Source organism: Streptomyces sp. NPDC015127, assembly GCF_043080095.1.
In the GTDB taxonomy this organism is placed as follows: Bacteria; Actinomycetota; Actinomycetes; order Streptomycetales; family Streptomycetaceae; genus Streptomyces.
In genome coordinates this window covers 713,250-737,347 of sequence record NZ_JBIBVE010000001.1, presented here as the reverse complement: position 1 = coordinate 737,347, position 24,098 = coordinate 713,250, and the positions used below count along the sequence as shown (strand labels likewise).

Here is a 24,098-nt window from a genome sequence, read left to right as displayed (position 1 = left end):
CTAGAAGTACCCTTCGCGCTTGCGGTCTTCCATCGCGGCCTCGGACAGCTTGTCGTCGGCTCGGGTCGCGCCCCGCTCGGTGAGCCGGGAGGCGGCGATCTCGGCGATCACGGCGTCCAGCGTGGTGGCGTCGGAGTCGACGGCACCGGTGCAGGACATGTCGCCGACGGTGCGGTAGCGGATCAGCCGCTTCTCGGTCGTCTCCGACTCCTTCGGGCCGCCCCACTCGCCCGCGGTCAGCCACATGCCCGCGCGCCGGAACACCTCGCGCTCGTGGGCGAAGTAGATCTGCGGCAGCTCGATGCCCTCGCGCTGGATGTACTGCCAGACGTCCAGCTCGGTCCAGTTGGAGAGCGGGAAGACGCGGACGTGCTCGCCGGGTGCGTGGCGGCCGTTGTAGAGCTGCCACAGCTCGGGGCGCTGCCGGCGCGGGTCCCACTGCGAGAACTCGTCGCGGAGGCTGAACACCCGCTCCTTGGCGCGGGCCTTCTCCTCGTCACGGCGGCCGCCGCCGAACACCGCGTCGAAGCGGTGCTGCTGGATGGCCTCGGTCAGCGGCACGGTCTGCAGCGGGTTGCGGGTGCCGTCGGGGCGCTCGCGCAGCTTTCCGGCGTCGATGTACTCCTGCACGGACGCGACGTGCAGCCGCAGCCCGTGCTTCTCGACCGTACGGTCGCGGTACTCGATGACCTCGGGGAAGTTGTGCCCCGTGTCCACGTGCAGCAGCGTGAACGGCACCGGTGCCGGCGCGAACGCCTTGAGCGCCAGGTGCAGCATGACGATGGAGTCCTTGCCGCCGGAGAACAGGATCACCGGCCGCTCGAACTCGCCCGCCACCTCGCGGAAGATGTGCACGGCCTCGGACTCGAGCGCGTCGAGGTGGGAGAGCGCGTACGGGCTGTCGGTGCCCTCATGACGGGTGGCAACGGTTGTCACAGGAGACCCCTTTCGGTGAGCAGCGCGTGGACCGCCGCGGCGGACTCCTGCACGGTCTGGTTCTGGGACTCGATCCGCAGATCGGGCGACTCGGGCTCCTCGTACGGGTCGTCGACCCCCGTCAGCCCGCTGATCTCGCCGGCCGCCTGCTTGGCGTACAGCCCCTTCACGTCGCGCACCGAGCACACCTCCACCGGAGTGGCGACATGCACCTCGACGTAGGCGGTGCCCTCCTGCTGGTGGCGCTTGCGCACGGCCTCGCGGCTGTCCGCGTACGGAGCGATGACCGGGACGAGCGCCAGCACGCCGTTCGACGCCAGCAGTTCGGCGACGAAGCCGATCCGCTGCACGTTGATGTGCCGGTCCTCGCGGCTGAAGCCGAGGCCCGCCGAGAGGAACTCACGGATCTCGTCGCCGTCGAGCAACTCGACCCGCTTGCCCTCGGCGCGCAGCCGGCCCGCCAGCTCGTGGGCGATGGTGGTCTTGCCGGCGCTCGGCAGACCCGTGAGCCAGATCGTGGCTCCGGTCACGTCGTTCTCCCAAGAAATCTGTTCGGTCGTCATCAGCCGTGCAGCCCGCATTCCGTCTTGCCCCGCCCTGCCCAGCGGCCGGCGCGTGCGTCCTCGCCCTCCAGCACCCGGCGGGTGCAGGGCGCGCAGCCGACGGAGGCGTAACCATCCATGAGCAGCGGGTTGGTGAGCACGCCGTGCTCGGCGACGTACGCGTCCACGTCATCCTGCGTCCAGCGGGCGATCGGCGAGATCTTGACCTTCTGCCGCTTCTCGTCCCAGCCGACGACCGGGGTGTTCGCCCGGGTCGGGGACTCGTCGCGGCGCAGGCCGGTCGCCCACGCGGCGTAGCGGGTCAGGCCCTCTTCGAGGGGCTTGACCTTGCGCAGGGCGCAGCACAGGTCGGGGTCGCGGTCGTGCAGCTTGGGGCCGTACTCGGCGTCCTGCTCGGCCACGGTCTGGCGCGGCGTGAGCGTGATGACGTTGACGTCCATGACGGCGTCCACGGCGTCACGCGTGCCGATGGTCTCCTCGAAGTGGTAGCCGGTGTCGAGGAAAACTACGTCGACAGGGCTGCCGCCCGCGAAGACCCGGGACGCGAGATGCGCGACGACCGCGTCCTCCATGGAGGAGGTGACGCAGAAGCGCTTGCCGAAGGTGTCGGCGGCCCACTTCAGGATCTCGAGTGCCGAGGCGTCCTCCAGCTCGCGGCCCGCCCGCTCGGCCAGCGACTTGAGGTCCTGATCGGTCGGAATCGTCGTCATATCGCTTCCCCTCCACCGTCGTTGCGCTGAACTCCACGGGACAGCAGCCCGAGGAACTTCAGCTGGAAGGCTCGATTGCACGCCGCGCATTCCCAGGCGCCGTGGCTGCCTTCGACTGCTTCACTGGGCCGAAGGTCCTCGTCCCCGCAGTACGGGCAGTAGAAGGGGGCGGCCCGCTCGCTCATGACAGGGCCTCCTCGGAGGCACGCGCCGCCCAGGTCGCGAAGCGCTCGCCCTCCTCGCGCTCCGCCTCGAAGCGCTTGAGGACCCGCTCCACGTAGTCGGGCAGCTCGTCGGAGGTGACCTTCAGACCGCGGACCTTGCGGCCGAAGGCGGGCTCCAGGCCCAGCGCGCCGCCCAGGTGGACCTGGTAGCCCTCGACCTGGTTGCCCTCGTCGTCCAGGACCAGCTGGCCCTTGAGACCGATGTCCGCGACCTGGATACGCGCACAGGCATTGGGGCAGCCGTTGATGTTGATGGTGAGGGGCTGGTCGAACTCGGGCAGCCGGCGCTCCAGCTCGTCGATCAGCGTGGAGCCGCGGCCCTTCGTCTCGACGATGGCGAGCTTGCAGAACTCGATGCCGGTGCAGGCCATCGTGCCCCGCCGGAACGGCGACGGCTTGACCTGGAGGTCCAGCGCCTCCAGTCCGGAGACGAGGGAGTCGACCTGGTCCTCGGCGACGTCGAGCACGATCATCTTCTGCTCGACGGTGGTGCGCAGCCGCCCGGAGCCGTGCGCGGCCGCCAGCTCGGCGATCTTGGTGAGGGTGGCGCCGTCGACGCGTCCCACGCGCGGCGCGAAGCCGACGTAGAAGCGGCCGTCCTGCTGGCGGTGGACGCCGACGTGGTCGCGCCAGTGCTCGACGGGCTGCTCGGGAGCGGGGCCGTCGACCAGCTTGCGCTGCAGGTACTCGTCCTCCAGCACCTGACGGAACTTCTCGGCGCCCCAGTCGGCGACGAGGAACTTCAGGCGGGCGCGGTTGCGCAGGCGGCGGTAGCCGTAGTCGCGGAAGATCGAGATGACGCCTTCCCAGGCGTCCGGGACCTCCTCCAGCGGGACCCAGGCACCCAGGCGAACACCCAGCTTGGGGTTGGTGGACAGGCCGCCGCCCACCCACAGGTCGAAGCCGGGGCCGTGCTCGGGGTGGTTCACCCCGACGAAGGCGACGTCGTTGATCTCGTGCGCCACGTCCAGGAGCGGGGAGCCGGAGATCGCGGTCTTGAACTTGCGCGGCAGGTTGGAGAAGTCCTTGTTGCCGACGAACCGGCGGTGGATCTCGTCGATCGCCGGGCTGCCGTCGACGATCTCGTCCTCGGCGATACCGGCCACCGGAGAGCCGAGGATCGTGCGCGGGGTGTCGCCGCACGCCTCGGTCGTCGACAGGCCGACGGCCTCCAGCCGGCGCCAGATCTCCGGGACGTCCTCGATGCGGATCCAGTGGTACTGGACGTTCTGCCGGTCGGTGAGGTCGGCGGTGCCGCGCGCGAACTCCTGCGAGATCTCGCCGATGACGCGCAGCTGCTCGGTGGTCAGCCGGCCACCGTCGATGCGCACCCGCAGCATGAAGAACTCGTCGTCCAGCTCCTCCGGCTCCAGGATCGCCGTCTTGCCGCCGTCGATCCCGGGCTTGCGCTGGGTGTACAGGCCCCACCAGCGCATACGGCCGCGCAGGTCGGCGCCGTCGATGGAGTCGAAACCGCGGTGGGCGTAGATCGTCTCAATGCGTGTCCGCACATTGAGACCGTCGTCGTCCTTCTTGGTCTGCTCGTTGCCGTTGAGCGGCGTGTGGTGCCCCATGGCCCACTGGCCCTCGCCGCGGTGGCGTCCGGTCTTGCGTCGGGGCGTCGCGGGGGCGGGCTTTTCGGGGGTGGCGGCCATGGCGGTATGTCCTTCGAGACTGCAGGAGGGCGGCTCTGAGCTGCACACTCGCGACGAGGGCGCGACGGTGCGCAGGGCGGGGTGAAGAAGGGGGAAAGCGCGGCTGTGCTGGGCTGTCAGCAGGCCGGACAGATGGCGCTGGACATGCGGCCGAGGTCGACGTGCCGCCGACTCACCAAGGCAATTCCAGTGCTAGACATGACGGAAGCGTGGCATGGGAGTTTGGACTCAGTCCACCGACATCCAAAATGTGGACAACGCTGTCCCGCATCGCGAGACGGTGTGTCGTGGGTCACCGTGGAGCGTGCGTTCAGACGCCGGCGCCGGGCCAGGGGCCGGGGGCCGCCACGTCGTCCGCCTCCTCCTCGACCTTGGTGTCGAAGACCGTGAAGCCGCGGCGCAGATAGTTGTCCATCGCGTGCGGGCCGTCCTTGGAGCAGGTGTGCAGCCACACCCGCTTGGTCCGCGGCAGGCCCGGCCAGCGTTCGGCGAGGTCCCAGGCCCGGGCGACGCCGTACGACAGCAGGTGCCCACCGATCCGCCGGCCGCGGAAGGCCGGGATCAGCCCGAAGTAGACGATCTCCACGGCACCGTCGTCCTGCGCCTCCAGCTCGACGTAGCCGGCCGGGGTCCCGCGGTCGTACGCCACCCACGTCTCGACGCCCGGGCGGTCCAGCCAGTCCTGCCAGGCGGCGTAGGTCATGCCCAGCCGGTCCGTCCAGCGGATGTCCCCGCCGACGGCCGTGTAGAGGAAGCGGCTGAACTCGGGGGAGGGGACCTCGGCCCGCACGATCCGTATGTCCCCGTCGGGCGCCGACGCGGGCCGCTGATCGTCGGGCGAGGTCTGCTCCAGGGACCAGGTGGTCACAGTGATGCTCATGCGCGCCAGACAATCACGGAGACGAGATCCGTCCAAGCGCCGGCCGGCCCGTCGCGGGGCCGGGTGGGCCGGCGACCGGCGCGTGGCATCGGCCGGGTGGGCCGTCTGCGGTCACGCGTCGTCGGCCGGTCATGCGTCGTCGGCCGGGCGGGCCGAGCGGGCCCGGCGTACCGCGGGGGCCGTCGAGTGCGGCAGCAGGTCGCCCGGTCGCTCCGGCATCACCACCTCCACCTCCAGCTCCTCGGCGAACCGGTAGGGCCGGTGCGCCAGCACCTGCGCGAGATGGCGCCGCAGCCGCGACATCTCCGCCCGCACCGTCACCGTCCGCGTCCGGTCCTCGAAGAGGTCCTCCGCCAGCTGTGCCGCGCTGCGCCCGTCCCGGTGCAGCGCCAGCAGGTACAGCAGCTCGGCATGGCGCGGACTGAGCTCGTACGCCCAGCTGCCGAAGCCGCCCGACACCCGCACCGACGGCCGCCGCGGCCTGCTCAGGTCCAGCACCACCCGGCCCGGCACCACGGGCCCGGCACCGTCCTCCACCCGCACCAGCCAGCCGCCGGGCAGCGGCTCCACCGCACACATTCCCAGCGACGGCAGCCACAGCCGCCCCGCGCGCACCGACTTGGGCAGCGCCAGCCTGCCCGGCGGAGCCATGCCCGTCACCGCGGCCGGCCAGCCGTTGGCGTCCACCGCCAGGGCCCGGCCGCCGATCCGCCCCAGCAGCGGCGCCGCCGCGCTGCGCAGCCGGTCCAGCGTCTCGTGGTGGCGGTTGCGCAGCTCGGCCTCGGCGAGCCTGGTCACCGAGGTGACGAGGGCGAGCGTGGCCGGATGCATCGTGGACAGCGGTCCGCTGATGTCGACGACGCCGATCAGCTTCCCGTCGCGCGGATCGGTGACCGGGACGCCCGCGCAGGTCCAGGTGTGGTGGGTGGAGACGAAGTGCTCGGCCGAGTGCACCTGGACCGGACGACGGGTCACGAGGGCGGTGCCGACGCCGTTCGTGCCGACCACGCCCTCGGACCAGTCAGCGCCCAGGACGAAGCCGTGCCCGTCCCCCTTGCGCAGTACGGCCGTGCTGCCCTCGCGCCACAGCAGCCGGCCTTCCGCGTCCGAGACCACCATGATGTGCTGCGCCGCGTCCGCGATGGACACCAGTCCGTCCCGGAGCACCGGCAGGACCTCCAGCAGGGGTGACGTCAGCCGGCGGCGTTCGATCTCCTCCAGCGGCAGCACCCCGGCCCTGCGGTCCTTGTCGGGGTCCACCCCGCCGCGCAGCATCCGCTGCCAGGACTCGTCGATGTCCGTGCGCGGGCCCACCTGCGGCCGGCGGCCGGCGAGCGCCGCGTCCCGTACGCCCTTCAGCAGCCGGAGGGCCTCAGCGGTGTCCATGGCCGCGAGCCTCGCGAGGTCGAGCGATGTGTTCTGCACTGGGTCCTCCTCGATGACGCCAGCGTCCGGAGCGGGGGGTGGCCTGGGGCGTGCCCGGCCATCCTCCCCCGCCTCGGGCACAGCGCGCCGCCATATGCCACACAAGGATGCAACCCTTTGCAACCGTCGCGAACGGGCGTGCGCATGTACGAAGGTGACGGAACACCGGTCCGCCGGTGCGGGTGGTGCCGTGTCGGCGCAGCACCACCCACACACGTCACGGGCGCGGACCGTCGCACCACGGTCCGCGCCCGTTCGACGTCACACCACGGCCCGCGCCCGCTCCACCACCGACGCCAGGTCCAGCGAGTGCGGCAGCGTCCCGAACGCCGCCCCCCAGTCACCGCCCAGCCGCGAGGCGCAGAACGCGTCGGCGACCTCCGGCGGCGCCCACCGCACCAGCAGCGATCCCTGCAGCACCAGCGCCATGCGCTCGACCAGCCGCCGCGCCCGCGCCTCGACGCCGTCCAGATCCGCGAGCTCGGTGAGCAGGTCCTTGATCGCCGCGTCCAGCCGGTGGTCCGCGCCCCGTGCCGTGCCGACCTCCTGGAGGAAGGCGTTCAGCGCCTGCGGCTCCCTCTGGAGCGCGCGCAGCACGTCCAGCGCCTGGACGTTGCCCGAGCCCTCCCAGATCGAGTTGAGCGGTGACTCGCGCAGCAGCCGGGGCATGCCCGACTCCTCCACGTAGCCGTTGCCGCCCAGGCACTCCAGGGCCTCGGCCACCAGCGGCGTGCACCGCTTCGTCACCCAGTACTTGGCTGTGGGCACCGCGATACGCAGGAACGCCCGCTCCTCCTCGGAGCCAGTGCTCTGGACGGAGTCCTCTGCCGCGGCCAGCCGCAGTCCGAGCGTCGTCGCCGCCTCCGACTCCAGCGCCAGGTCGGCCAGCACATTGCGCATCAGCGGCTTGTCGACGAGCAGCCCGCCGAAGGCGCTGCGGTACGTCGCGTGGTGCACGGCCTGCGCCACGGCCTGCCGCATGAGCGCGGCGGAGCCGAGGACGCAGTCGAGCCGGGTCGCGGCCACCATCTCGATGATGGTGGGGACCCCGCGGCCCTCGTCGCCGACCCGCCTGGCCCAGGTGCCGTCGAACTCGACCTCGCTGGACGCGTTGGAACGGTTGCCGAGCTTGTCCTTGAGCCGCTGGATCCGGAAGACGTTGCGCGTCCCGTCCTGAAGGACCCGCGGCACCAGGAAGCAGGTCAGTCCCCCCGCGGCCTGCGCCAGCACCAGGAAGCCGTCGCTCATCGGCGCGGAGCAGAACCACTTGTGACCGGTCAGCACGTACTCGCCGTCGGCGGCCAGCGGCTCGGCGCGTGTGGTGTTCGCGCGCACGTCGCTGCCGCCCTGCTTCTCGGTCATGCCCATCCCGAACAGCGAACCGGCCTTCTCGGCAGCCGGACGCAGCCCCTCCTCGTACACCGTCGACGTCAGCCGCGGCTCCCACACCGCGGCGAGCGCCGGATCCGTGCGCAGGGCGGGCACCGAGGCGTGGGTCATCGACAGGGGGCAGCCGTGGCCGGCCTCGGCCTGGGTCCACACCAGGAATCCGGCGGCACGGCGCACATGCCCGGCCGGGCGGCCCCAGGCGTTCACCAGGCCGGCCGAGACGCCGTGGCCCAGCAGCCGGTGCCAGGCCGGATGGAAGTCGACCTCGTCGATCCGGTTCCCGTACCGGTCGTGGGTGCGCAGTTTCGGTGGGTTCTCGTTGGCCTGCGTCCCCCATTCCTGGGCCTGCGCCGAGCCGGCCGTCTGCCCGAGGGCGGACAGCTCCTCGCGGACCTCGTCCCGGAGCTCTGGGGCGACGTGCCGTTCGACCGCTTCCGCCAGAGCGCGGTCGGCGCTGTAGACGTCGTACCCCACCAGGGGCGGAGCCTGGTTGGTCACTGTGTGGGTGCTGTCTGCCATGCCGATACGGTAAGGAGGTGCAGGCAGCAAATGAAACACCCGAGCGGCCCCATGGGCGGCTCCACCGAGCCCGAGTCCTCTACCGCAACGTCTCCAAGCGGAAGATGACATGGCTGCTGCTCAAGGACACCGTCAATTCCTGCATCGAGTACCGCATCCTGGGCCTGGCCGCCGAGGCGGCGTTCTTCACGCTGCTGTCGGTGCCGCCGCTGATGCTCGGCCTCCTCGGCCTGCTCGGCTACATCGACGACTGGACCGACACCACCACCGTCGCCTCCATCGAGGAGAACATCCTCACCGCCGTCGGCACCGTGCTCTCCGACCGCGGGGTCAACGACATCGCCAAGCCGCTGCTGGAGGACGTCACCAAGGGCGGCAGGCCGGACCTCATCTCCATCGGTTTCGCGATCGCGCTCTGGTCCGGCTCCCGCGCGGTCAACGTCTTCATCGACACCATCACCGTCATGTACGGGCTGGACGGGCAGCGCGGCATCGTCGCGACCAGGCTGCTGGCGTTCCTGCTCTACATCATCGCCCTGCTGATCGGCGCGGTGGTGCTGCCGCTCGCCGTCGTGGGCCCGGACCGGGTGGTGGAGCTGATGCCGTGGGGCACGGAAGTGGTCGAGGTCCTGTACTGGCCGGTGGTGATCCTGCTCTCCATCGCCTTCCTCACCACCCTCTACCACGTGTCCGTGCCCGTGCGGTCGCCCTGGGTGGAGGACGTGCCGGGCGCACTCGTGGCGCTCGGGATGTGGGTGCTCGGCAGCTTCCTGCTGCGCATCTACCTGACCAGTACCGTCGAGGGCCCCACGATCTACGGCTCGCTGGCCGCCCCCATCGCCTTCCTGTTGTGGATAGGGATCTCCGCCTTCGCCGTCCTCGTCGGCGCGGCGGTCAACGCCGCCATCGACCGCGTCTGGCCCTCGGTCGCGACGGCCGCGGCCCGCGCGGCCAATGAGCGCGCCCGCGCCGCGCACGCCGCCGAACTGCTCGCGCGGGCGAGGGCGGCCCATGTGTACGAGGACGACGAGGACGAGGACGAGGGCGGCGGCGACATGCCGTCCGAGTTCCCCGAGCGCTGGTCGAAGTTCCTGCCGCCGGACGACGTGAGGTCGCGCCTGCACACCGGGCGGGACAACGGCAGGGACCAGGTTCGCGACAACGGCAGGGACAGCGGCGGGGACAACGGTCGGGACCACGCCCGCGGCAAGGGGGGCGACGGCCGCGAGTGACGGCCCGGGCAGCGTCCTATCCTCGGTCGTATGTACCAGGAACGGTCCTCACGGCTGGACGGCGCCGTCGTCTGGACCAGGACCGCCGGAGGCGGCGACGGCCCGGTGCATCCGGTGCTCCCCGACGGCTGCATGGACCTGCTGTGGAACGGGGGACGGCTGCTCGTCGCAGGCCCCGACACCACCGCGCACACCCCTGATGGCGGGGCCGGGACGCTCTGGGCGGGCCTGCGTTTCGCGCCCGGCGCCGCGCCCGCGTTCTTCGGCGTCCCGGCTCGCGAACTGCGCGACCGGCGGGTGGAGCTGGCCGATCTGTGGGGCGCGGCGACGGCGCGCCGGCTCGCCGAACGTGTCGCCGAGGCCGCCGGCCCGGCCGCCGGACTGGAGGCCGTGGCGCTCGCCCGTGCCGCCCGCACCCCGCCGCCGGACCCGCTGCTCGCACGGGTCGTCGGCCATCTGGACGCGGGCGGCACCGTCGCGGCCGCGGCGGACGCGGCCGGACTCGGTGCCCGGCAGCTCCACCGCCGCTCCCTGGACGCCTTCGGCTACGGCCCCAAGACACTCGCCCGCATCCTGCGGCTCCAGCGCGCGCTCACGCTGGTCCGCCGGGACGTCCCCTACGCCGAGGCGGCGCTCGCGGCGGGCTGCGCCGACCAGGCGCACCTGGCCCGGGAGATGCGCGCCCTCGCCGGGATCACTCTCAGCGCCTACGCGGCGTCGGCGAAGAGGGAGACCCCCATGCCGTCCGGATCGAGCACGACCGCGTAACGCTGCCCCCACACCGCGTCCCACGGCTTGAGGTGTCCCCGGTATCCGGCGGAGACCAGCTCGTCGTAGACCGCGTCGACCTCGGCGGGGCTCTCGCACCGGAAGCAGAGCCCGGTCCGGTCGCCGCCGGACGGGGCGGTCCAGCCGTGATCGAAGGAGCGGACGGTCTCCTCGGTGTCCCACAGCACCCGCAGTCCGCTGGGCAGCGTCGCCTCCGCGTGCGGGGCGGAGTCCGCGCCGGCGGGGACGTCCAGGCCGAGGCGGCGGTAGAAGGCGAGGGAGGCGGCCATGTCGGAGACGACGAGGCCGACGGCATCGAGTCGTGGAGTCATGCCGTCACGGTAGGGCGGCCGGGACGCGGCGGTCTTGAACGAATCGGACGCCGCACGCCGACGCCGGGCGCGGACGCCGCACGCCGACGCCGGGCGCGGACGCCGCACGCCGACGCCGGGCGCGGACGCCGCACGCCGGCCGCGGACGCCGCCGTCCCGAAGGCATCGGACGCCGACCGGTGGCCGCAGCGGTCCCGAACACGTACCCCCGGCCCCGCGGCGGGGTGCCGGTGTCACGAATTCGTAAGGCGGCACCGTCGATCAGCGGCACCGGGGGCGAGGACACTGGCCCTATGCACACCATTCTGGTCGTCGACGACGATCCCACCGTCGCCGAGGTGGTCACCGGCTATCTGGAACGCGCCGGTTTCGCCGTGGACCGCGCGGCCGACGGGCCCCAGGCGCTCCGGCTCGCCGCCGGGCGCAGGCCCGACCTCGTCGTGCTGGACCTGATGCTTCCGGGCATGGACGGCCTGGAGGTGTGCCGCAGGCTGCGGGCCGAGGGGACGGTCCCGCCCGTACCGGTGATCATGCTGACCGCCCGCGGCGACGAGGACGACAGGATCCTCGGGCTTGAGATAGGGGCGGACGACTACGTGACCAAGCCGTTCAGCCCGCGCGAGCTGGTGCTGCGTGTCGAGTCCGTGCTGCGCCGGGGCAGCGTGGCGGGGGAGCGGCGGGGCGGTCCGGTGCTCGCGGCCGGGGGCATCGAACTGGACCCGGCGGCCCGGCGCGCGGTCAAGGACGGCCGCGAACTGGCCCTGACCCTGCGCGAGTTCGACCTGCTCGCCCACCTGATGCGGCACCCGGGGGAGGCGATCGGCCGGGAGCGGCTGATGCAGGAGGTGTGGGGCTGGGAGTTCGGCGACCTGTCCACCGTCACCGTCCATGTGCGACGGCTGCGCGGAAAGATCGAGGACGACCCGGCCCGGCCGCGCCTCATCCAGACCGTGTGGGGCGTGGGCTACCGCTTCGACGTGCCCGAGGAGGACTGACCGCCGTGCGGGACATGCTGCTCATCGCGCTGTACGCCCTCCTGGGCGCCGCAGCGGCCGGCGTCGCTGGCGCCCTGGTCCTGCGGGTCCTGCGGCACCGCTCCGTCGCCGTCTCACTGACCGTCGTCGCCGCCGTCACCGTCACGGCGATGCTCGCGGGGACGCTCGCGGTCGCCCAGGCCATGTTCCTGTCGGCGCACGACCTCACCGTCGTCACCATGGTCGTGGCCATGGCCGCGGTCGTCTCGCTCGCCACGGCGCTGCTGCTGGGCCGCTGGGTCGTCGCCCGCAGCCGCGAACTCGCCCGGGCGGCACGCTCCTTCGGCGACGGCGGCTCCTTCGCCGCACCGGGCGGACCGTCGACCGCCGAACTCGACGAGCTCAGCCGGGAGCTGGCCGCCACCAGCGAGCGGCTCGCCGCCTCCCGGGAGCGCGAGCGCGCCCTGGAGACCTCCCGGCGCGAGCTCGTCGCCTGGATCTCCCACGACCTGCGCACCCCGCTCGCCGGGCTGCGTGCCATGTCGGAGGCGCTGGAGGACGGCGTCGTCCAGGACCCGGAGCGGTACTTCCGCCAGATCCGCACCGAGGTCGACCGGCTGAACGCCATGGTCGGCGACCTGTTCGAACTTTCCCGCATCCACGCCGGTGCGCTGTCCCTCACCCCGACCCGGATGTCCGTGTACGACCTGGTCGGCGAGGCGCTCGCGGGCGCCGACCCGCTGGCCCGCGAGTGCGGCGTGCGCCTGGTCGGGGACGGCGTGGAGCCGCTGCCCGTCGAGGTCGACGGCAAGGAGATGACCCGGGTCCTCGCCAATCTCCTGGTCAACGCGATCCGCCGGACCCCCGCCGACGGGACGGTCGCGGTGGCCGCCGAACGCCGCGAGGACTGGGTGGTCCTGTCCGTCACCGACGGCTGCGGCGGCATCCCCGAGGAGGACCTGCCCCGGGTGTTCGACACGGGTTGGCGCGGCTCCCCGGCCCGTACGCCTCCGGCCGGTGCGGGCCTCGGCCTCGCGATCGTCCGCGGCATCGTCGAGGCGCACTCCGGCCGCGCCGACGTGCGCAACGTGTCGGGCGGCTGCCGCTTCGAGGTGTCGCTGCCGACCACGGCGGCGACCGGGTAGCCGGGCCGGGCGGAACGCGCCCGGCGGACACGTCGCCGTGCCCCGGTGACCTCTACGGCCGAGAGCAGCATTCGGCTCGACGACGGCCTGGGCCGCCTCGCGTTGCCGGACCTCCTCGGGCCCCGAACAGCACCGGTTCGCGGGCCACTTCCGCGCCCTGGACGAGGCCGAGCCGACGGTGCTCGTCCTCCGGGCGGGCGGTCAGCCGCAGCTCGACCGCTGAGCGGCGGCCCGGCGCGTAGGAAGGGTCCCGCCGGGGCAGGGACTCGGCGACGCACGGTGCCGAGGACCCGAGTGGAGGCGCAATGGCGTACGACGGATGGCAGTTCCTGGACGACCGCGGCCGCCTGGCCGCCGCGCCGCGCACTCCGGCGCGGATCACCGCCTACATACAGGCGGGGGCCGCCCTGCACGACCACGGCTTACGGCCGACGGGCCTGTTCGGCTCCGCCCACGACGGCGCCGAGGCCGACCCGGCCAAGGCCGGCCGGCTGCCGCTCGGCGGCGTCGACTACCTCGGCCGGGGTCCCGGACTGAGCGCCGACGACGTCCTGCGCACCGCGCCCGACCTGGTCGTGGCGGTGGCGTACGGCTCCGACCAGGTCTACGGTCTGGACCCCGACACGGCCAAGCACCTGGAGGAGCGGGTTCCGTTCGTCGTCCTGGACGTCGGGCAGGGGCGTTCGTTCGACGGGACACGGGAGCGGTTCGGCGCGCTGGCCGCCTCGCTCGGCTCCGGCGAGGACGCCACGGCGGCGGCCGGACTGACCGGCGCGCGCGAGCGGTTGCGCGCGGCGGCCGGCCGGGCGCCCGGGGCCCGCGTGCTCGCGCTGTCGCCCGCCGACGACGACCGCGTGCACCTGGCCAGGCCCACCGCGTGGCCCGACCTGCGGGCCCTCGCGGACCACGGAGTGCGCATGGCCGCGCCGGGCGCCGGTCCGGGCGTCAACTGGTCCACGGCCGACTGGACGGCGGCCGAGCGGCTGGAGCCCGACGTCGTGCTCGTGGACGTACGCGCCAATGCCGTGCCGCAGAACCGCCTGTCGCGGTCCGATGGCTGGCGGGTCGTCAGCGCACGCTCGCGCGTCGTGCCGTGGAATCCGGAACTCGCCTTCAGCGCCCGAGCCCACGCCGAATTCTTCACCGCGGTCGCCGAGGCGTTGGAGGCGTGAGCGGCCCGACCCCCGTCGCAACCGCCCGCCCGCGCACGGCACTCTATGGGGTGTGACCTCCACCTTCCCGCACCAGACGCAACCGCCCCTCACCCCAGGCCACATGATCGTGTGCGGCGACGACACCCTGGCGCACCGGCTCGCCGCCGAGCTGCGCGATGTCTACCGGGAGCGGGTCACCCTCGTCGTGCCCGCGGTGGGGTCGTCGAGAGGTTCCGAGCCGTCGTTGCCGGGCAGGGTCAGGGGCTCGGCGCTGTTCGGGCGGGTGTCGGCCGCCATGACCCGCGCGGTCGCCCCGCCCGTCGCACCCGGCGACACCCCGCCGCCCGATCTCCCGCGCGTGCTGGAGACACCCCAGCTGGACGAGGACGTGCTGCTGGAGGCCGGGGTGGGCGACGCCGCCGCCCTGGCGCTCGTCCACGAGGACGACGAGACCAACATCCGGGCCGCGCTCGCCGCCCGCCGCCTCAACCCGCGTCTGCGGCTGGTGATCCGTCTCTACAACCGCAAACTCGGCCAGCACCTGGAGCAACTCCTCGACCAGGCCGCCGCCTTGGCCGACCCCGGTCTCGACCCCGACAAGCTGGACGCCTCCACGACCGTCCTGTCGGACGCGGACACCGCGGCACCCGCCCTTGCCGCGACCGCGGTCGCCGGGACGAGCAAGGTGGTCCGGGCCGACGGCCTCCTGCTGCGTGCCGTGGAACGCACCCCGCCCGCGCGGGGCGAGGTCGCCGACCCCGGGCTGTGCACCCTCGCGCTGCTCTCGTCCACCACCAACGACCCGGCCGGCGCGGAGGGTTCGGACCGCAGCGGACAGGACGGCCCCCGGCTGCTGCCCGACGACCGCAGCGTCGCGGAGGCCACCGGGCGCGGCACCGTCGTCCTGGAGGCCATCTCGCACTCGGCACCGGGCCGCGCTCCCGGACCGCTGTCCGGCCGGGGCGCACCGCTCGGCCGGCTGTTCTCACGGCGGCTGCGCTGGTCCCTCGCCGGGCTCGGCGCCGCCGTCGTCGGCCTCGGCGTCGCCACCTGGCTCACCACCGGCGACCATCCGCTGCACGCGGTCTACCTGATCCTGCTCGACCTGTTCGGCATGGGCGACCCCGCCCACGGAGCGGACCCCGACCGTCAGGTCCTCCAGCTCCTCACCGGGTTCGCCGGACTGCTGCTGCTGCCGCTCACCGTCGCGGCCGCGCTGGAGGCCCTCGGCACCTTCCGCAGCGCCTCCTCGCTGCGCCGGCCGCCGCGCGGGCTGTCCGGCCATGTCGTGCTGCTCGGTCTCGGCAAGATCGGCAGCAGGGTGCTGATGCAGCTGAGGGAGCTCGGCATCCCGGTGGTCTGCGTCGAGGAGGACCCCGAGGCGCGCGGCATCCCGCTGGTGCGGCGCCTGCGGGTGCCGACCGTGATGGGCGACGTGACCCAGGAAGGCGTGCTGGAGGCCGCGAAGATCCACCGGGCGCATGCCCTCCTCGCGCTCACCAGCGTCGACACGACGAACCTGGAGGCCGCCCTGTACGCGCGGTCCGCCAAGCCCGATCTGCGGGTCGCCCTGCGGATCTACGACGACGAGTTCGCCAGCGCCGTCTACCGCAGCCTGCGGTCCGCCCATCCGGGTGCCCTGACCCGCAGCCGCAGTGTGTCCACCCTGGCGGCCCCGGCCTTCGCGGGCGCCATGATGGGGCGTCAGATCCTGGGGGCCGTCCCGGTCGAGCGCAAGGTGCTGCTGTTCGCCGCCGTGGAGGTCGCCGGCCAGCCGCGGCTCGAAGGGCTGACGGTGGCGGAGGCGTTCCGGCCGGGCCGCTGGCGCGTGATCGCCCTGGACGCCGCATCTCCCGGGGACCGGCGCCCCGATCTGGCCACCGCCCGCCGCTCGGGTGAGGACGGCGCGGCCGGACTCGTCTGGGACCTGCATCCCGGCTATGTGCTGCGTGCCGAGGACCGGGTGGTCGTGGCGGCGACCCGGCGGGGGCTCGCCGAACTGCTGGGCAGGCGGCACCGCACGTCCGGCGGGCACCGCTGAACAAGCACCCCGTTTCACCGACCGCGGTGGACGAAAGGCGGCCACGGCGCTCACGCGCCGTGGCCACGGACTCCGCCCCCCGGGCGGACGTCGATACCGCGCGGGCTCCCTAGAAGCCGAACACCACGCCGTCGGCGCCTTCCTTGGCGCAGGTGTTGCCGAAGGTGTGGGCGAAGCCGACCCGCCTGCCGTCCCACACGCCGTCCGCGGTGACGGTCACCGGGTCCCACTGCTTCGTGCACATGACGCCGCTGCCGGCGCCGACGATCGACTCGAACCGGGCTCCGCCGGCGCGCAGTTCGGCGCAGGCGGCGCCGGGGTCGGGGTGGGTGCCGCTCGCCGTGGGCGCACAGCTGAGGGTGACCGCGCGGAGCACACTGCCGTTCAGGGCGTCGTCGCCGGCGGTCACGGTGAGCACCAGCGCGGAGGGGGCGTACAGGCTCTGCGTGCCGGTCGGTGCCGCGCCCGCGCTGCCCGTGCCGGGCGCGACGGCAATGCCGAGCGCCATGGTGGCGAGCACGAGACTTCTCGCGATGTACCGCATGTCGAACACTCCCTGGGTGGTGGTTTCGGAAATCGGACGGGGAAGCCGGAGCGGAGTCTTGCTCACCTCTCCCGAATGCGCTCGCGCCCCCGCACGGAACCGGTCACCCGGTGTGACCCGTCATGGGCAGGTTGTGACGGTGGTGGCCCCGCCGGCCAGCGGTTCAGTAAGCGACCGAAACGGCCGAAGAAAGACGTTCAGCTTGGTTGATCAAGAAAAGGTAAGGCGAACCGATACTTGAAGCGTTGATTGAAAGGCGGAATGGAATTCATGCCTTCGTCGCTCAGCGTTGGACTGTTCCACGGCTCCAGGGTTCACTGGGCAGGGGACCTGGGAGGTGCCATGGAACCGGTCGAAGCGCTGGACCGAGTCGCCTTTCTGCTGGAACGCACGCGTGCCGAGACCTATCGCGTACGGGCCTTCCGCACCGCCGCCGCGGCCCTCGCGGAGCTCGACCGCGACGAGATCGCCCGGCGGGCGGCGGACGGCACGCTGGTCCGGATCAAGGGTGTGGGTCCGAAGACCGCCAAGGTCGTCCAGGAGGCGCTGTCGGGCGGCACCCCGGCGTACCTGCAACGCCTGGAGGAGGAGGCCGCCCAGCCGCTCGCCGACGGCGGCGCCCGGCTGCGCGCGGCCCTGCGCGGCGACTGTCATCTGCACTCGGACTGGTCGGACGGCGGCAGCCCCGTCGAGGAGATGGGCCGCACGGCGGCGGAACTCGGCCACGAATGGGCCGTGCTCACCGACCACTCGCCGACCCTCACGGTCGCGCGCGGGCTGACCGCCGAGCGGCTGCTCGCCCAACTCGACCTGGTCGAGCGCCTCAACGAGGAATGGAAGCCCTTCCGGCTGCTCACCGGCATCGAATGCGACATCCTCCCCGACGGCACCCTCGACCAGGAGCCCGAACTCCTCGACCGCCTCGACCTGGTCGTCGCCTCCGTCCACTCCAAACTCCGCATGGACGCCCCGGCCATGACGCGCCGTATGCTCCGTGCCGTCGAGAACCCCCTCACCGACGTGCTCGGCCACTGCACCGGACGTCTCGTGACCGGCGGGCGGGGCACCCGGCCCGAGTCGCGGTTCGACGCCGACCGCGTCTTCGCCGCGTGCGCCGAGCACGGCACCGCCGTCGAGATCAACAGCCGCCCCGAACGCCGCGATCCGCCCCTGCGGCTGCTGCGCCGCGCCCTGGACGCCGGGGTCCTGTTCGCGATCGACACCGACGCACATGCACCCGGCCAGCTGGACTGGCAGATCATCGGCTGCTCGCGCGCGGAGGAGTGCGGCGTACCGGCGGAGCGGGTGATCAACACGTGGACGGCGGACCAGCTGACGGAGTGGACCCGCACCCGCAGGCCGCCGGACGGCGCCTGACGCGCCCGTCGGACGCGCCGGCACCCGTCAGACGCGCGGCCCCGGCGCCGCCCCGCCGGTCAGGTAGGCGACGATCATGTCCCCGAGCATGCGGCGGTGCCGCGTGCGGTGCTTGGCCGCCGTCAGGTCGCGGCCGAACAGCGCGTCGAACGTGTACTGGTTGGAGATCCGGAAGAAGCAGAAGGAACTGATCGCCATGTGGACGTCGGTGGCATCGGCCGTGGCGGTGAAGTGACCGCTCTCCCGGCCGGCCCGCAGGATCTTGGTGATGAGGTCCAGGGCGGGGGTGCCGAGGCTCGCGAGCACCGGCGACTTGCGGATGTGCTCGGCCTGGTGGATGTTCTCGATGCTCACCAGCCGGATGAAGTCCGGGTGCGCGTCGTGATGGTCGAAGGTCAGCTCGGCCAGGGTGCGGATCGCCTCGACCGGGTGGAGGTGGTCGACGTCGAGGGCGCGCTCGGCGGACCGCACTTCGGCGTAGGCGTTCTCCAGCACGGCGGTGTAGAGCTGTTCCTTGCTGCCGAAGTAGTAATAGATCATGCGCTTGGTGGTGCGCATGAGGGCCGCGATCTCGTCGACCCGGGCCCCGGTGTAGCCGCGCCGGGCGAACTCCCGCGTGGCGACGTCGAGGATCTCCGCCTTCGTCCGGTCGGCGTCCCGCTGACGCTCCCGGCCGGCCTGAGGTGCGGGATGCGAGGTCATGAGGCTCCACCGGTCGACGCGCTGACCCTTCATGGTAGGCGTACCGGCCCCGGCCACCCGAGGCCGGTACCCGGCCGGCTCGCTACGCGGCGCTGCGGTCCGGTGCGGGTGCGTGCTGGGCGACCAGCCGCACGGCCGCGTTCGGCAGACCGAAGCCGCGGTAGTCGCCGACCCGCTCGACGATCTCGAAGAAGACCTGCCCGACGGTCGCGGTGTACAAGTGGAGGAACTCCCCGCCCTCGTCCCGGTCGTACATCAACCCCAGCTCGCGCAGCTGCCGGTGGCGCTCCGGGCCGAGGTCGTAACGGGCTTCGAGGTCGTCGTAGTAGTTGTCCGGGATCGGCAGCAGCACGTCCGGCAGGGCGCGCAGCCGCCGCGCGACGGCCACGATGTCGCCGGTCGCCAGTGCCACGTGCTGCCGCGGCAGGTCCTTGTCCCCGAGGCGGGCGATGTTGAGCACCATCCGTACGGTCCCGGCCTCGTTCGACATGGCGCGGCTGTGGAGCAGCCCGTACGGGTCCGCGACGTCGAAGCTCTCGTGCGGGCGCAGGCCCAGGACGGCGCGGTGGAACAGGACGGCCTCGTCGAAGTGGTGCCACGGGTGGCTGAGTGCCACATGGTCGATGCCGGTGATCCCGCCGGCGGGCGGTGCCGCCCGGCTGGAGCCGGCGCGCCGGTCCGGGTGGTCCGGGTCCCCCGCGCGGCAGAAGAGCAGCCGCGTCCCGTCCGGCGCGGCGACGGCGTCCATGGGCGCCTCCCGCAGGGCGCGGCGCCGGGGCGGCGCGGGCGCCAGGAGAGAACGTGCCCGCTCGGCCGACGCCCCGGGGTCGGGAGACTCCAGGCCGATCGCGGCCAGGGAGGTGCCCGGGTCGCCGGGGTCCGCCCCGTTGAGCAGGATCCTCGCCGCACCCTGCTCCCACACCTCCACGGGCTCGGCCGCATGCCGGCCGGTACGGGAGAAGCCCAGACCGCCGAGCAGCGCACCGAGGCGCTCCCGGTCCCGCGTGGCCAGTTCGGCGAAGGCGAATCCGCTGGGCTCGGCGGGGCGGGGGAGCGGTGATTCGGTGCCGAGTACCTGCGCGACGGACTCCTCGAGCGCGATCAGCGAACGCATCGCACAGGCGGCCGTCCGCCCGGTGTCGGCCTGCCGGAAGACGTCGTTGAAGACTTCCAGCGACAGCGGCCCGTCATAGCCGGTGCGCAGCACATGGGCGACCAGGCCCGCGACGTCGAAGCCGCCCTGGCCGGGGAAACAGCGGTGGTGACGGCTCCACTGCAGGACGTCCATGCTCAGCGGCGGAGCGTCGGCGAGCTGCAGGAAGAAGATCTTCTCGCCCGGCAGGGCCTCGATCCCGCCCGGGTCGGAGCCGCGCGAGAGGATGTGGAAGCTGTCGAGGCAGGTGCCGAGGCCCGGGTGGTCGGCCATGCGGACGATCCGCCAGGCATGCAGGTAGTCGTTGACATGGCGGCCCCAGGCGAGTGCCTCGTACGCGATCCGGATGCCGTGGGCCGCGGCCCGCTCGGCGAGCAGACGCAGCTGCCGCGCGGCGAGTCCGTCGTCGTCGATCGCGTCGGGAGAGACGTTCGAGCAGACCAGCAGCGTGTCGGCGCCCAGCCGTTCCATGGTGCGGAACTTCTTCTCCGCCCTGCGCAGATTGGCCGCGAGGCGGTCGGGGGACACCGCCTCGAAGTCGCGGAAGGGCTGGTAGAGATCGATGGTCAGACCGAGGTCGGCCGCGCGGTCGCGGATCTCCTCGGGCGTGAGCGGGCAGCCGAGGAGATCGTTCTCGAAGATCTCCACGCCGTCGAAACCGGCACGGGCGGCGGACTCCAGCTTCTCGGTCAGAGAACCGCTGATGGACACGGTCGCCAGGGACTTGCGCATGTCTGCTTCTCCGCTCAGGCGGTGACGAGGGTGGTCATGTGGGCGAGCATGCGTTCGGCGTCCGGCTCACGGCCCGTGAACAGCCGGAAGGCGTGGGCGGCCTGGAAGACGGCCATGCCGCCGCCGTCGAGCGTGCGGCAGCCCAAGGCGCCCGCACGCCGCAGCAGTTCGGTGTCGAGGGGCCGGTAGACGACGTCGGCCACCCACAGCCCGGGGTGCAGCAGTTCCGCGGGGAGCGGCAGCCCGGGGTGCTGCGCCATGCCCGTGGGAGTGGCGTGCACCAGTCCGTCCGCCGTGGCGAGCAGCTGCGCGAGCCCGTCCGGGCCGGCCGCCACGGCCCGGTGCTCGCCGAAGCGGGCCGCCAGGCCGGCGGCGAGGGCCGCGGCCCGTGCGGGATCGGCGTCGACGAGGGTGACGCGGTCGACGCCCAGGGTGAGCAGCGCGTGGGCGACGGCGGCGCCGGCGCCGCCCGCGCCCAGCTGGACGACCCGCCGTGTCGGCGCGTCGTCCAGGCCGCGGGCGAAGGACTGCGCGAAGCCGCTCCAGTCGGTGTTGTGGCCGACCGCCCGGTCCCCGTCGAAGACGACCGTGTTGACGGCGCCGAGGGCCGCGGCGTCCGGCGAGAGTTCGTCGAGATGGGGGATGACCGCCTGCTTGCAGGGGTGCGTGATGTTCAGGCCGTCGTAGCCGAGCCGCCGGGCGGTGCGGACCAGGTCGCCGACGGCGTCCGCGCCGAGGCCCAGCCCGTCGATGTCGAGCTTCCGGTACACGTACCGCAGACCGTGGTGATCGGCCTCGCGCTGGTGCAGGGCCGGGCTGAGGGAGGGTCCGATCCCGGATCCGATGAGCCCGACGAGGTACGAGGTCATGCTGCTGCGCCCTTCTCCAGGAGGTGCGAAACGTGGGTGAGGGCGAGGGAGTAGCCGTGGGCGCCCGCGCCGCAGATCAGGGCGTCGGCGACCTCGGAGACGAAGGACCGGTGGCGGTAGGGCTCCCGGCGGTGGATGTTCGTCAGGTGGACCTCGACGATCGGCATGTCCGCCGTGGCGAGGGCGTCGCGCAGGGCCACGGAGGTGTGGCTGTAGCCGGCCGCGTTGATCACGACGGCGGCGGCCCGGGTGCGGGCCTCGTGCACGGCGTCGACGAGGTCGCCCTCGTGGTTGCTCTGCCGGAAGTCGGCGGTGAGCCCGTGGCGTGCGGCGACGGCGTGGCACTGCGCCTCGATGTCCGCGAGCGTGGCGGTGCCGTACAGCTCGGGTTCGCGCAGGCCCAGCAGGTTGAGGTTCGGTCCGTTGAGGACCAGCACGGTGGGCATGTGACTCCTGCTCCCTCGCCATAATGTACGAACTGGTGAGTTACTTATAGCCGATCCTCGTCGGCTTGGGAAGCGCCCGGCGAAGCGCCACGGGCGCAAGGAAATGACCAGGCCAAGAACCCTTGACACGGCATGGCCGTCGCCTGACCATGGCGGCACCGCGCAATGAACTATCTAGTTCGTAACGCCACGGAAACGATCTCCGGGTAGGGCGCGGTGCAGCCCGCCACCCCTCCGGCTGCGTGTGTGACCCCCTGCCGCCGACGGGACGCCGGCGGGCCCCCTTCCCCACCCCCTGCCTCACTACTGGGACACTCGACGAGGAGAACCACGTGACCGACCGGACACAGACCCGCCCCGGCGGGCCCGAGGAACACGGCACACCCCGCAAGGCGGCGGTCGCCGCGTGGGTCGGCAGTGCCCTGGAGTACTACGACTTCTTCATCTACGGCAGCGCGGCGGCGCTGATCTTCCCGCACGTCTTCTTCGACGAGTCGGACCCGGCGACCGCGACCCTCCAGTCGCTCGCCACCTTCGGCGTCGCCTACGCGGCCCGCCCCCTCGGGGCCGTCGTCCTCGGGCACATCGGGGACCGGTCGGGGCGCAAGAAGATCATGCTGTTCACGCTGATCCTCATGGGCGTTGCGACGTTCCTCATCGGATGTCTGCCGGGCCGCGACCAGATCGGCGGCCTGGCCCCGGCCCTCCTGGTGTTCCTGCGCGTGCTCCAGGGGCTGTCGGCGGCGGGCGAGCAGGCGAGCGCCGGCTCCATGACCCTCGAACACGCCCCGGCGCGCCGGCGCGGCTATTTCTCCAGCTTCACGCTCAGCGGGACGCAGTTCGGGCAGATCATCGCGACGCTCGTGTTCCTCCCCATCGCCACGCTTCCCGACGAGCAGCTCTACAGCTGGGGCTGGCGCATCCCGTTCTGGCTGAGCGCCGCGGTCACCCTCCTCGGCTACTACATCCGGCGCTCGGTCGAGGAGACGCCGGTCTTCACGGCCGCCGTGGCCGGCGGCGCGGTGGAGAAGGCACCGGTCGCCGTGCTCCTGCGCCAGCACTGGGCCGACGTGCTGCGGGTGATGTGCGCCGCCGTCATCGCCACGGTGAGCACCGTGTTCACCGTGTGGGCCCTGAACTACGCGACCAGCGCCGAGGTCGGGCTCGACAAGTCCGTCATGCTCTGGGTCAGCATCGCCGCCAACACGATCGCGCTCGCTGCCCTGCCCCTGTGGGCGGCGCTCTCCGACCGCATCGGCCGCAAGCCGGTCTTCCTGATCGGTGCCGTCGGCAGCCCGGTCATGATGTTCGTCTACCTCGGGGCCATCGCGTCGGGCAGCTACCCGCTGATCTTCCTCACCGGCATCCTGACGTTCGGTGTCGTCTACTCCGCGGCCAACGCCATCTGGCCCGCGCTGTACGGCGAGATGTTCAGCGCCCGGGTGCGGGTGTCCGGCATGGCCATCGGCACCCAGATCGGATTCGCGGTGGCCGGCTTCGCCGTCGCCTCGGCGGCCGGCATTGCCTCGCCCGAGGGCTGGCTGGGACTTCAGGGGCCGACGGGCGTGGGCATCTTCACGGCGGTCCTGTGCGCCGTCAGCGCGATCGCCGTCGCCACCGGCCGCGAGACGTACCGCGTCCCCACCGAGGAGCTCGGTGCAGGGCAGGACGCCCCGGCCCGGCCGGAGGCCCGTACCGAAGCGACGGTCTGACCCCTGCCACGGGGTCGCGCGGAGGGGCTACGCCGGACCGCGTAGCTCCTCCGCGGCGTCCGACACACGCCGCAGGAGCGTCAGGAATGTGTCCTGCTCGGCCGCCGTCAGCGGGGCCAGGAACACCTGGTTCATCCGCGCCGCGCGCCGGGCGATCCTCTCGTGCACGCGAGCGCCTTCGTCGGTGGGGCGCAGCAGGGACCGCCTGCCGTCCTGCGCGTCACGGACCTTGTCCACCAGGCCCCGGCGGCAGAGCCGGCCCACGACCTCCGCCACGGTCGAGCGGTCGAGTCCCACCCGGTCGCCGACCGTGCGCTGATCGAGGCCGGGGCCGTCCACCAGGGCGTTGAGGACGGCGAACTGCGGGGAGGTGATCTCCTCGGACACCATGCTGGTCCACAGCAGATGGTGCGCCTGCTGGAGGCGCCGGGCGAGATGCCCGGGGTGGCTGCTCAGGTCGACCGCGCGCACGGTGCAGTCCTCTTCTCCACTGGTCGTCGGGGGGTTGATGTTCAGTGTACTGACGGCCTTGACCGGAGCGGCGCGCAGTGCAAGGGTTCTCTTCATCGTCAGATGCTCAGTGCACTGACTAATTTCTGGAACGAGCGAACGGGAA

At 72.6% G+C, this 24,098-nt stretch carries 24 protein-coding genes; 8 read left to right on the top strand and 16 right to left on the bottom strand.

The annotated features are described in order from the left end of the window. The 9 genes from cysD to ACF08N_RS03115 all read right to left on the bottom strand — a co-directional run bounded on the left by cysD (window position 1) and on the right by ACF08N_RS03115 (window position 8,301). Window positions 1-936, bottom strand: a complete 936-nt coding sequence (gene cysD, locus ACF08N_RS03155; protein WP_392322804.1) for a sulfate adenylyltransferase subunit CysD — start codon at window positions 934-936, stop codon at window positions 1-3. Next, on the bottom strand, window positions 933-1,517 hold the full coding sequence (gene cysC / locus ACF08N_RS03150) for an adenylyl-sulfate kinase (RefSeq protein ID WP_392322803.1): 585 nt from the start codon (window positions 1,515-1,517) through the stop codon (window positions 933-935). Before cysC ends, cysD begins: the two co-directional genes overlap by 4 nt. Beyond that, window positions 1,499-2,209 carry a phosphoadenylyl-sulfate reductase gene (locus ACF08N_RS03145; protein WP_392322802.1) on the bottom strand — a complete coding sequence of 237 codons (711 nt, stop codon included), beginning with the start codon at window positions 2,207-2,209 and terminating at the stop codon, window positions 1,499-1,501. Before ACF08N_RS03145 ends, cysC begins: the two co-directional genes overlap by 19 nt. Next, complete coding sequence (locus tag ACF08N_RS03140; RefSeq protein WP_392322801.1) at window positions 2,206-2,394, bottom strand: hypothetical protein; 189 nt, start codon at window positions 2,392-2,394, stop codon at window positions 2,206-2,208. The genes ACF08N_RS03145 and ACF08N_RS03140 overlap by 4 nt, the downstream gene beginning before the upstream one ends. Then, window positions 2,391-4,088 carry a nitrite/sulfite reductase gene (locus ACF08N_RS03135; RefSeq protein WP_392322800.1) on the bottom strand — a complete coding sequence of 566 codons (1,698 nt, stop codon included), beginning with the start codon at window positions 4,086-4,088 and terminating at the stop codon, window positions 2,391-2,393. Before ACF08N_RS03135 ends, ACF08N_RS03140 begins: the two co-directional genes overlap by 4 nt. A gap of 116 nt (window positions 4,089-4,204) precedes the next feature. Next, a complete protein-coding gene (locus ACF08N_RS03130) occupies window positions 4,205-4,288 on the bottom strand; it encodes a putative leader peptide (RefSeq protein ID WP_310650533.1) in 84 nt (27 codons plus the stop codon). A gap of 110 nt (window positions 4,289-4,398) precedes the next feature. Then, window positions 4,399-4,968, bottom strand: a complete 570-nt coding sequence (locus tag ACF08N_RS03125; protein WP_392322799.1) for a GNAT family N-acetyltransferase — start codon at window positions 4,966-4,968, stop codon at window positions 4,399-4,401. Window positions 4,969-5,097: 129 nt separating this feature from the next. Next, the gene (locus ACF08N_RS03120; RefSeq protein WP_392322798.1) at window positions 5,098-6,393 is read right to left on the bottom strand and encodes a GAF domain-containing protein; all 1,296 of its coding nucleotides are present in this window, start codon (window positions 6,391-6,393) and stop codon (window positions 5,098-5,100) included. A gap of 261 nt (window positions 6,394-6,654) precedes the next feature. Next, window positions 6,655-8,301 (bottom strand): acyl-CoA dehydrogenase family protein, encoded by a 1,647-nt coding sequence (locus tag ACF08N_RS03115; protein ID WP_392322797.1) that lies wholly within the window; start codon window positions 8,299-8,301, stop codon window positions 6,655-6,657. A gap of 17 nt (window positions 8,302-8,318) precedes the next feature. Between ACF08N_RS03115 and ACF08N_RS03110 the strand changes: the two genes are divergently transcribed. Beyond that, window positions 8,319-9,533: a YihY/virulence factor BrkB family protein gene (locus ACF08N_RS03110; protein ID WP_392322796.1), complete on the top strand. Its 1,215-nt coding sequence runs from the start codon at window positions 8,319-8,321 to the stop codon at window positions 9,531-9,533. A 30-nt stretch (window positions 9,534-9,563) separates the two neighbouring features. Continuing rightward, window positions 9,564-10,301: a helix-turn-helix domain-containing protein gene (locus tag ACF08N_RS03105; protein ID WP_392322795.1), complete on the top strand. Its 738-nt coding sequence runs from the start codon at window positions 9,564-9,566 to the stop codon at window positions 10,299-10,301. On the opposite strand, the gene ACF08N_RS03100 is transcribed toward ACF08N_RS03105, so the two are convergent. Further along, window positions 10,241-10,633: a VOC family protein gene (locus ACF08N_RS03100; RefSeq protein ID WP_392322794.1), complete on the bottom strand. Its 393-nt coding sequence runs from the start codon at window positions 10,631-10,633 to the stop codon at window positions 10,241-10,243. The genes ACF08N_RS03105 and ACF08N_RS03100 overlap by 61 nt on opposite strands. Window positions 10,634-10,926: 293 nt before the next feature. On the opposite strand from ACF08N_RS03100, the gene ACF08N_RS03095 reads away from it, so the two are divergent. From ACF08N_RS03095 to ACF08N_RS03080, 4 genes are all read left to right on the top strand, one after another. Then, on the top strand, window positions 10,927-11,628 hold the full coding sequence (locus tag ACF08N_RS03095; protein ID WP_392322793.1) for a response regulator transcription factor: 702 nt from the start codon (window positions 10,927-10,929) through the stop codon (window positions 11,626-11,628). Window positions 11,629-11,633: 5 nt separating this feature from the next. Beyond that, complete coding sequence (locus tag ACF08N_RS03090; protein WP_392322792.1) at window positions 11,634-12,752, top strand: sensor histidine kinase; 1,119 nt, start codon at window positions 11,634-11,636, stop codon at window positions 12,750-12,752. A gap of 305 nt (window positions 12,753-13,057) precedes the next feature. Next, a complete protein-coding gene (locus tag ACF08N_RS03085; protein WP_392322791.1) occupies window positions 13,058-13,924 on the top strand; it encodes an ABC transporter substrate-binding protein in 867 nt (288 codons plus the stop codon). 103 nt (window positions 13,925-14,027) lie between these two features. Further along, window positions 14,028-15,947, top strand: a complete 1,920-nt coding sequence (locus tag ACF08N_RS03080) for an NAD-binding protein (RefSeq protein ID WP_392322882.1) — start codon at window positions 14,028-14,030, stop codon at window positions 15,945-15,947. Window positions 15,948-16,056: 109 nt separating this feature from the next. On the opposite strand, the gene ACF08N_RS03075 is transcribed toward ACF08N_RS03080, so the two are convergent. Beyond that, on the bottom strand, window positions 16,057-16,491 hold the full coding sequence (locus ACF08N_RS03075; protein WP_392322790.1) for a subtilase-type protease inhibitor: 435 nt from the start codon (window positions 16,489-16,491) through the stop codon (window positions 16,057-16,059). A gap of 342 nt (window positions 16,492-16,833) precedes the next feature. On the opposite strand from ACF08N_RS03075, the gene ACF08N_RS03070 reads away from it, so the two are divergent. After that, window positions 16,834-17,868, top strand: a complete 1,035-nt coding sequence (locus tag ACF08N_RS03070; RefSeq protein ID WP_392322789.1) for a PHP domain-containing protein — start codon at window positions 16,834-16,836, stop codon at window positions 17,866-17,868. A 27-nt stretch (window positions 17,869-17,895) separates the two neighbouring features. Here the strand turns inward: ACF08N_RS03070 and ACF08N_RS03065 are convergent, their stop codons facing one another. From ACF08N_RS03065 to aroQ, 4 genes are all read right to left on the bottom strand, one after another. Beyond that, window positions 17,896-18,570 (bottom strand): TetR/AcrR family transcriptional regulator, encoded by a 675-nt coding sequence (locus ACF08N_RS03065; RefSeq protein WP_392322788.1) that lies wholly within the window; start codon window positions 18,568-18,570, stop codon window positions 17,896-17,898. An 82-nt stretch (window positions 18,571-18,652) separates the two neighbouring features. Then, window positions 18,653-20,455, bottom strand: a complete 1,803-nt coding sequence (locus tag ACF08N_RS03060) for a bifunctional sugar phosphate isomerase/epimerase/4-hydroxyphenylpyruvate dioxygenase family protein (protein ID WP_392322787.1) — start codon at window positions 20,453-20,455, stop codon at window positions 18,653-18,655. A gap of 14 nt (window positions 20,456-20,469) precedes the next feature. Then, window positions 20,470-21,324 carry a shikimate dehydrogenase gene (locus tag ACF08N_RS03055; RefSeq protein ID WP_392322786.1) on the bottom strand — a complete coding sequence of 285 codons (855 nt, stop codon included), beginning with the start codon at window positions 21,322-21,324 and terminating at the stop codon, window positions 20,470-20,472. Next, window positions 21,321-21,770, bottom strand: coding sequence for a type II 3-dehydroquinate dehydratase (gene aroQ / locus ACF08N_RS03050; RefSeq protein WP_392322785.1), 450 nt, complete (start codon window positions 21,768-21,770; stop codon window positions 21,321-21,323). The genes ACF08N_RS03055 and aroQ overlap by 4 nt, the downstream gene beginning before the upstream one ends. 332 nt (window positions 21,771-22,102) lie before the next feature. On the opposite strand from aroQ, the gene ACF08N_RS03045 reads away from it, so the two are divergent. Next, entirely contained in the window at window positions 22,103-23,482 is a 1,380-nt protein-coding gene (locus ACF08N_RS03045) for an MFS transporter (protein WP_392322784.1), read from the top strand. A 27-nt stretch (window positions 23,483-23,509) separates the two neighbouring features. Here ACF08N_RS03045 and ACF08N_RS03040 read toward each other — a convergent pair whose 3' ends face one another. After that, window positions 23,510-23,953: a MarR family winged helix-turn-helix transcriptional regulator gene (locus tag ACF08N_RS03040; RefSeq protein ID WP_392322881.1), complete on the bottom strand. Its 444-nt coding sequence runs from the start codon at window positions 23,951-23,953 to the stop codon at window positions 23,510-23,512. Window positions 23,954-24,098 lie beyond the last annotated feature (145 nt).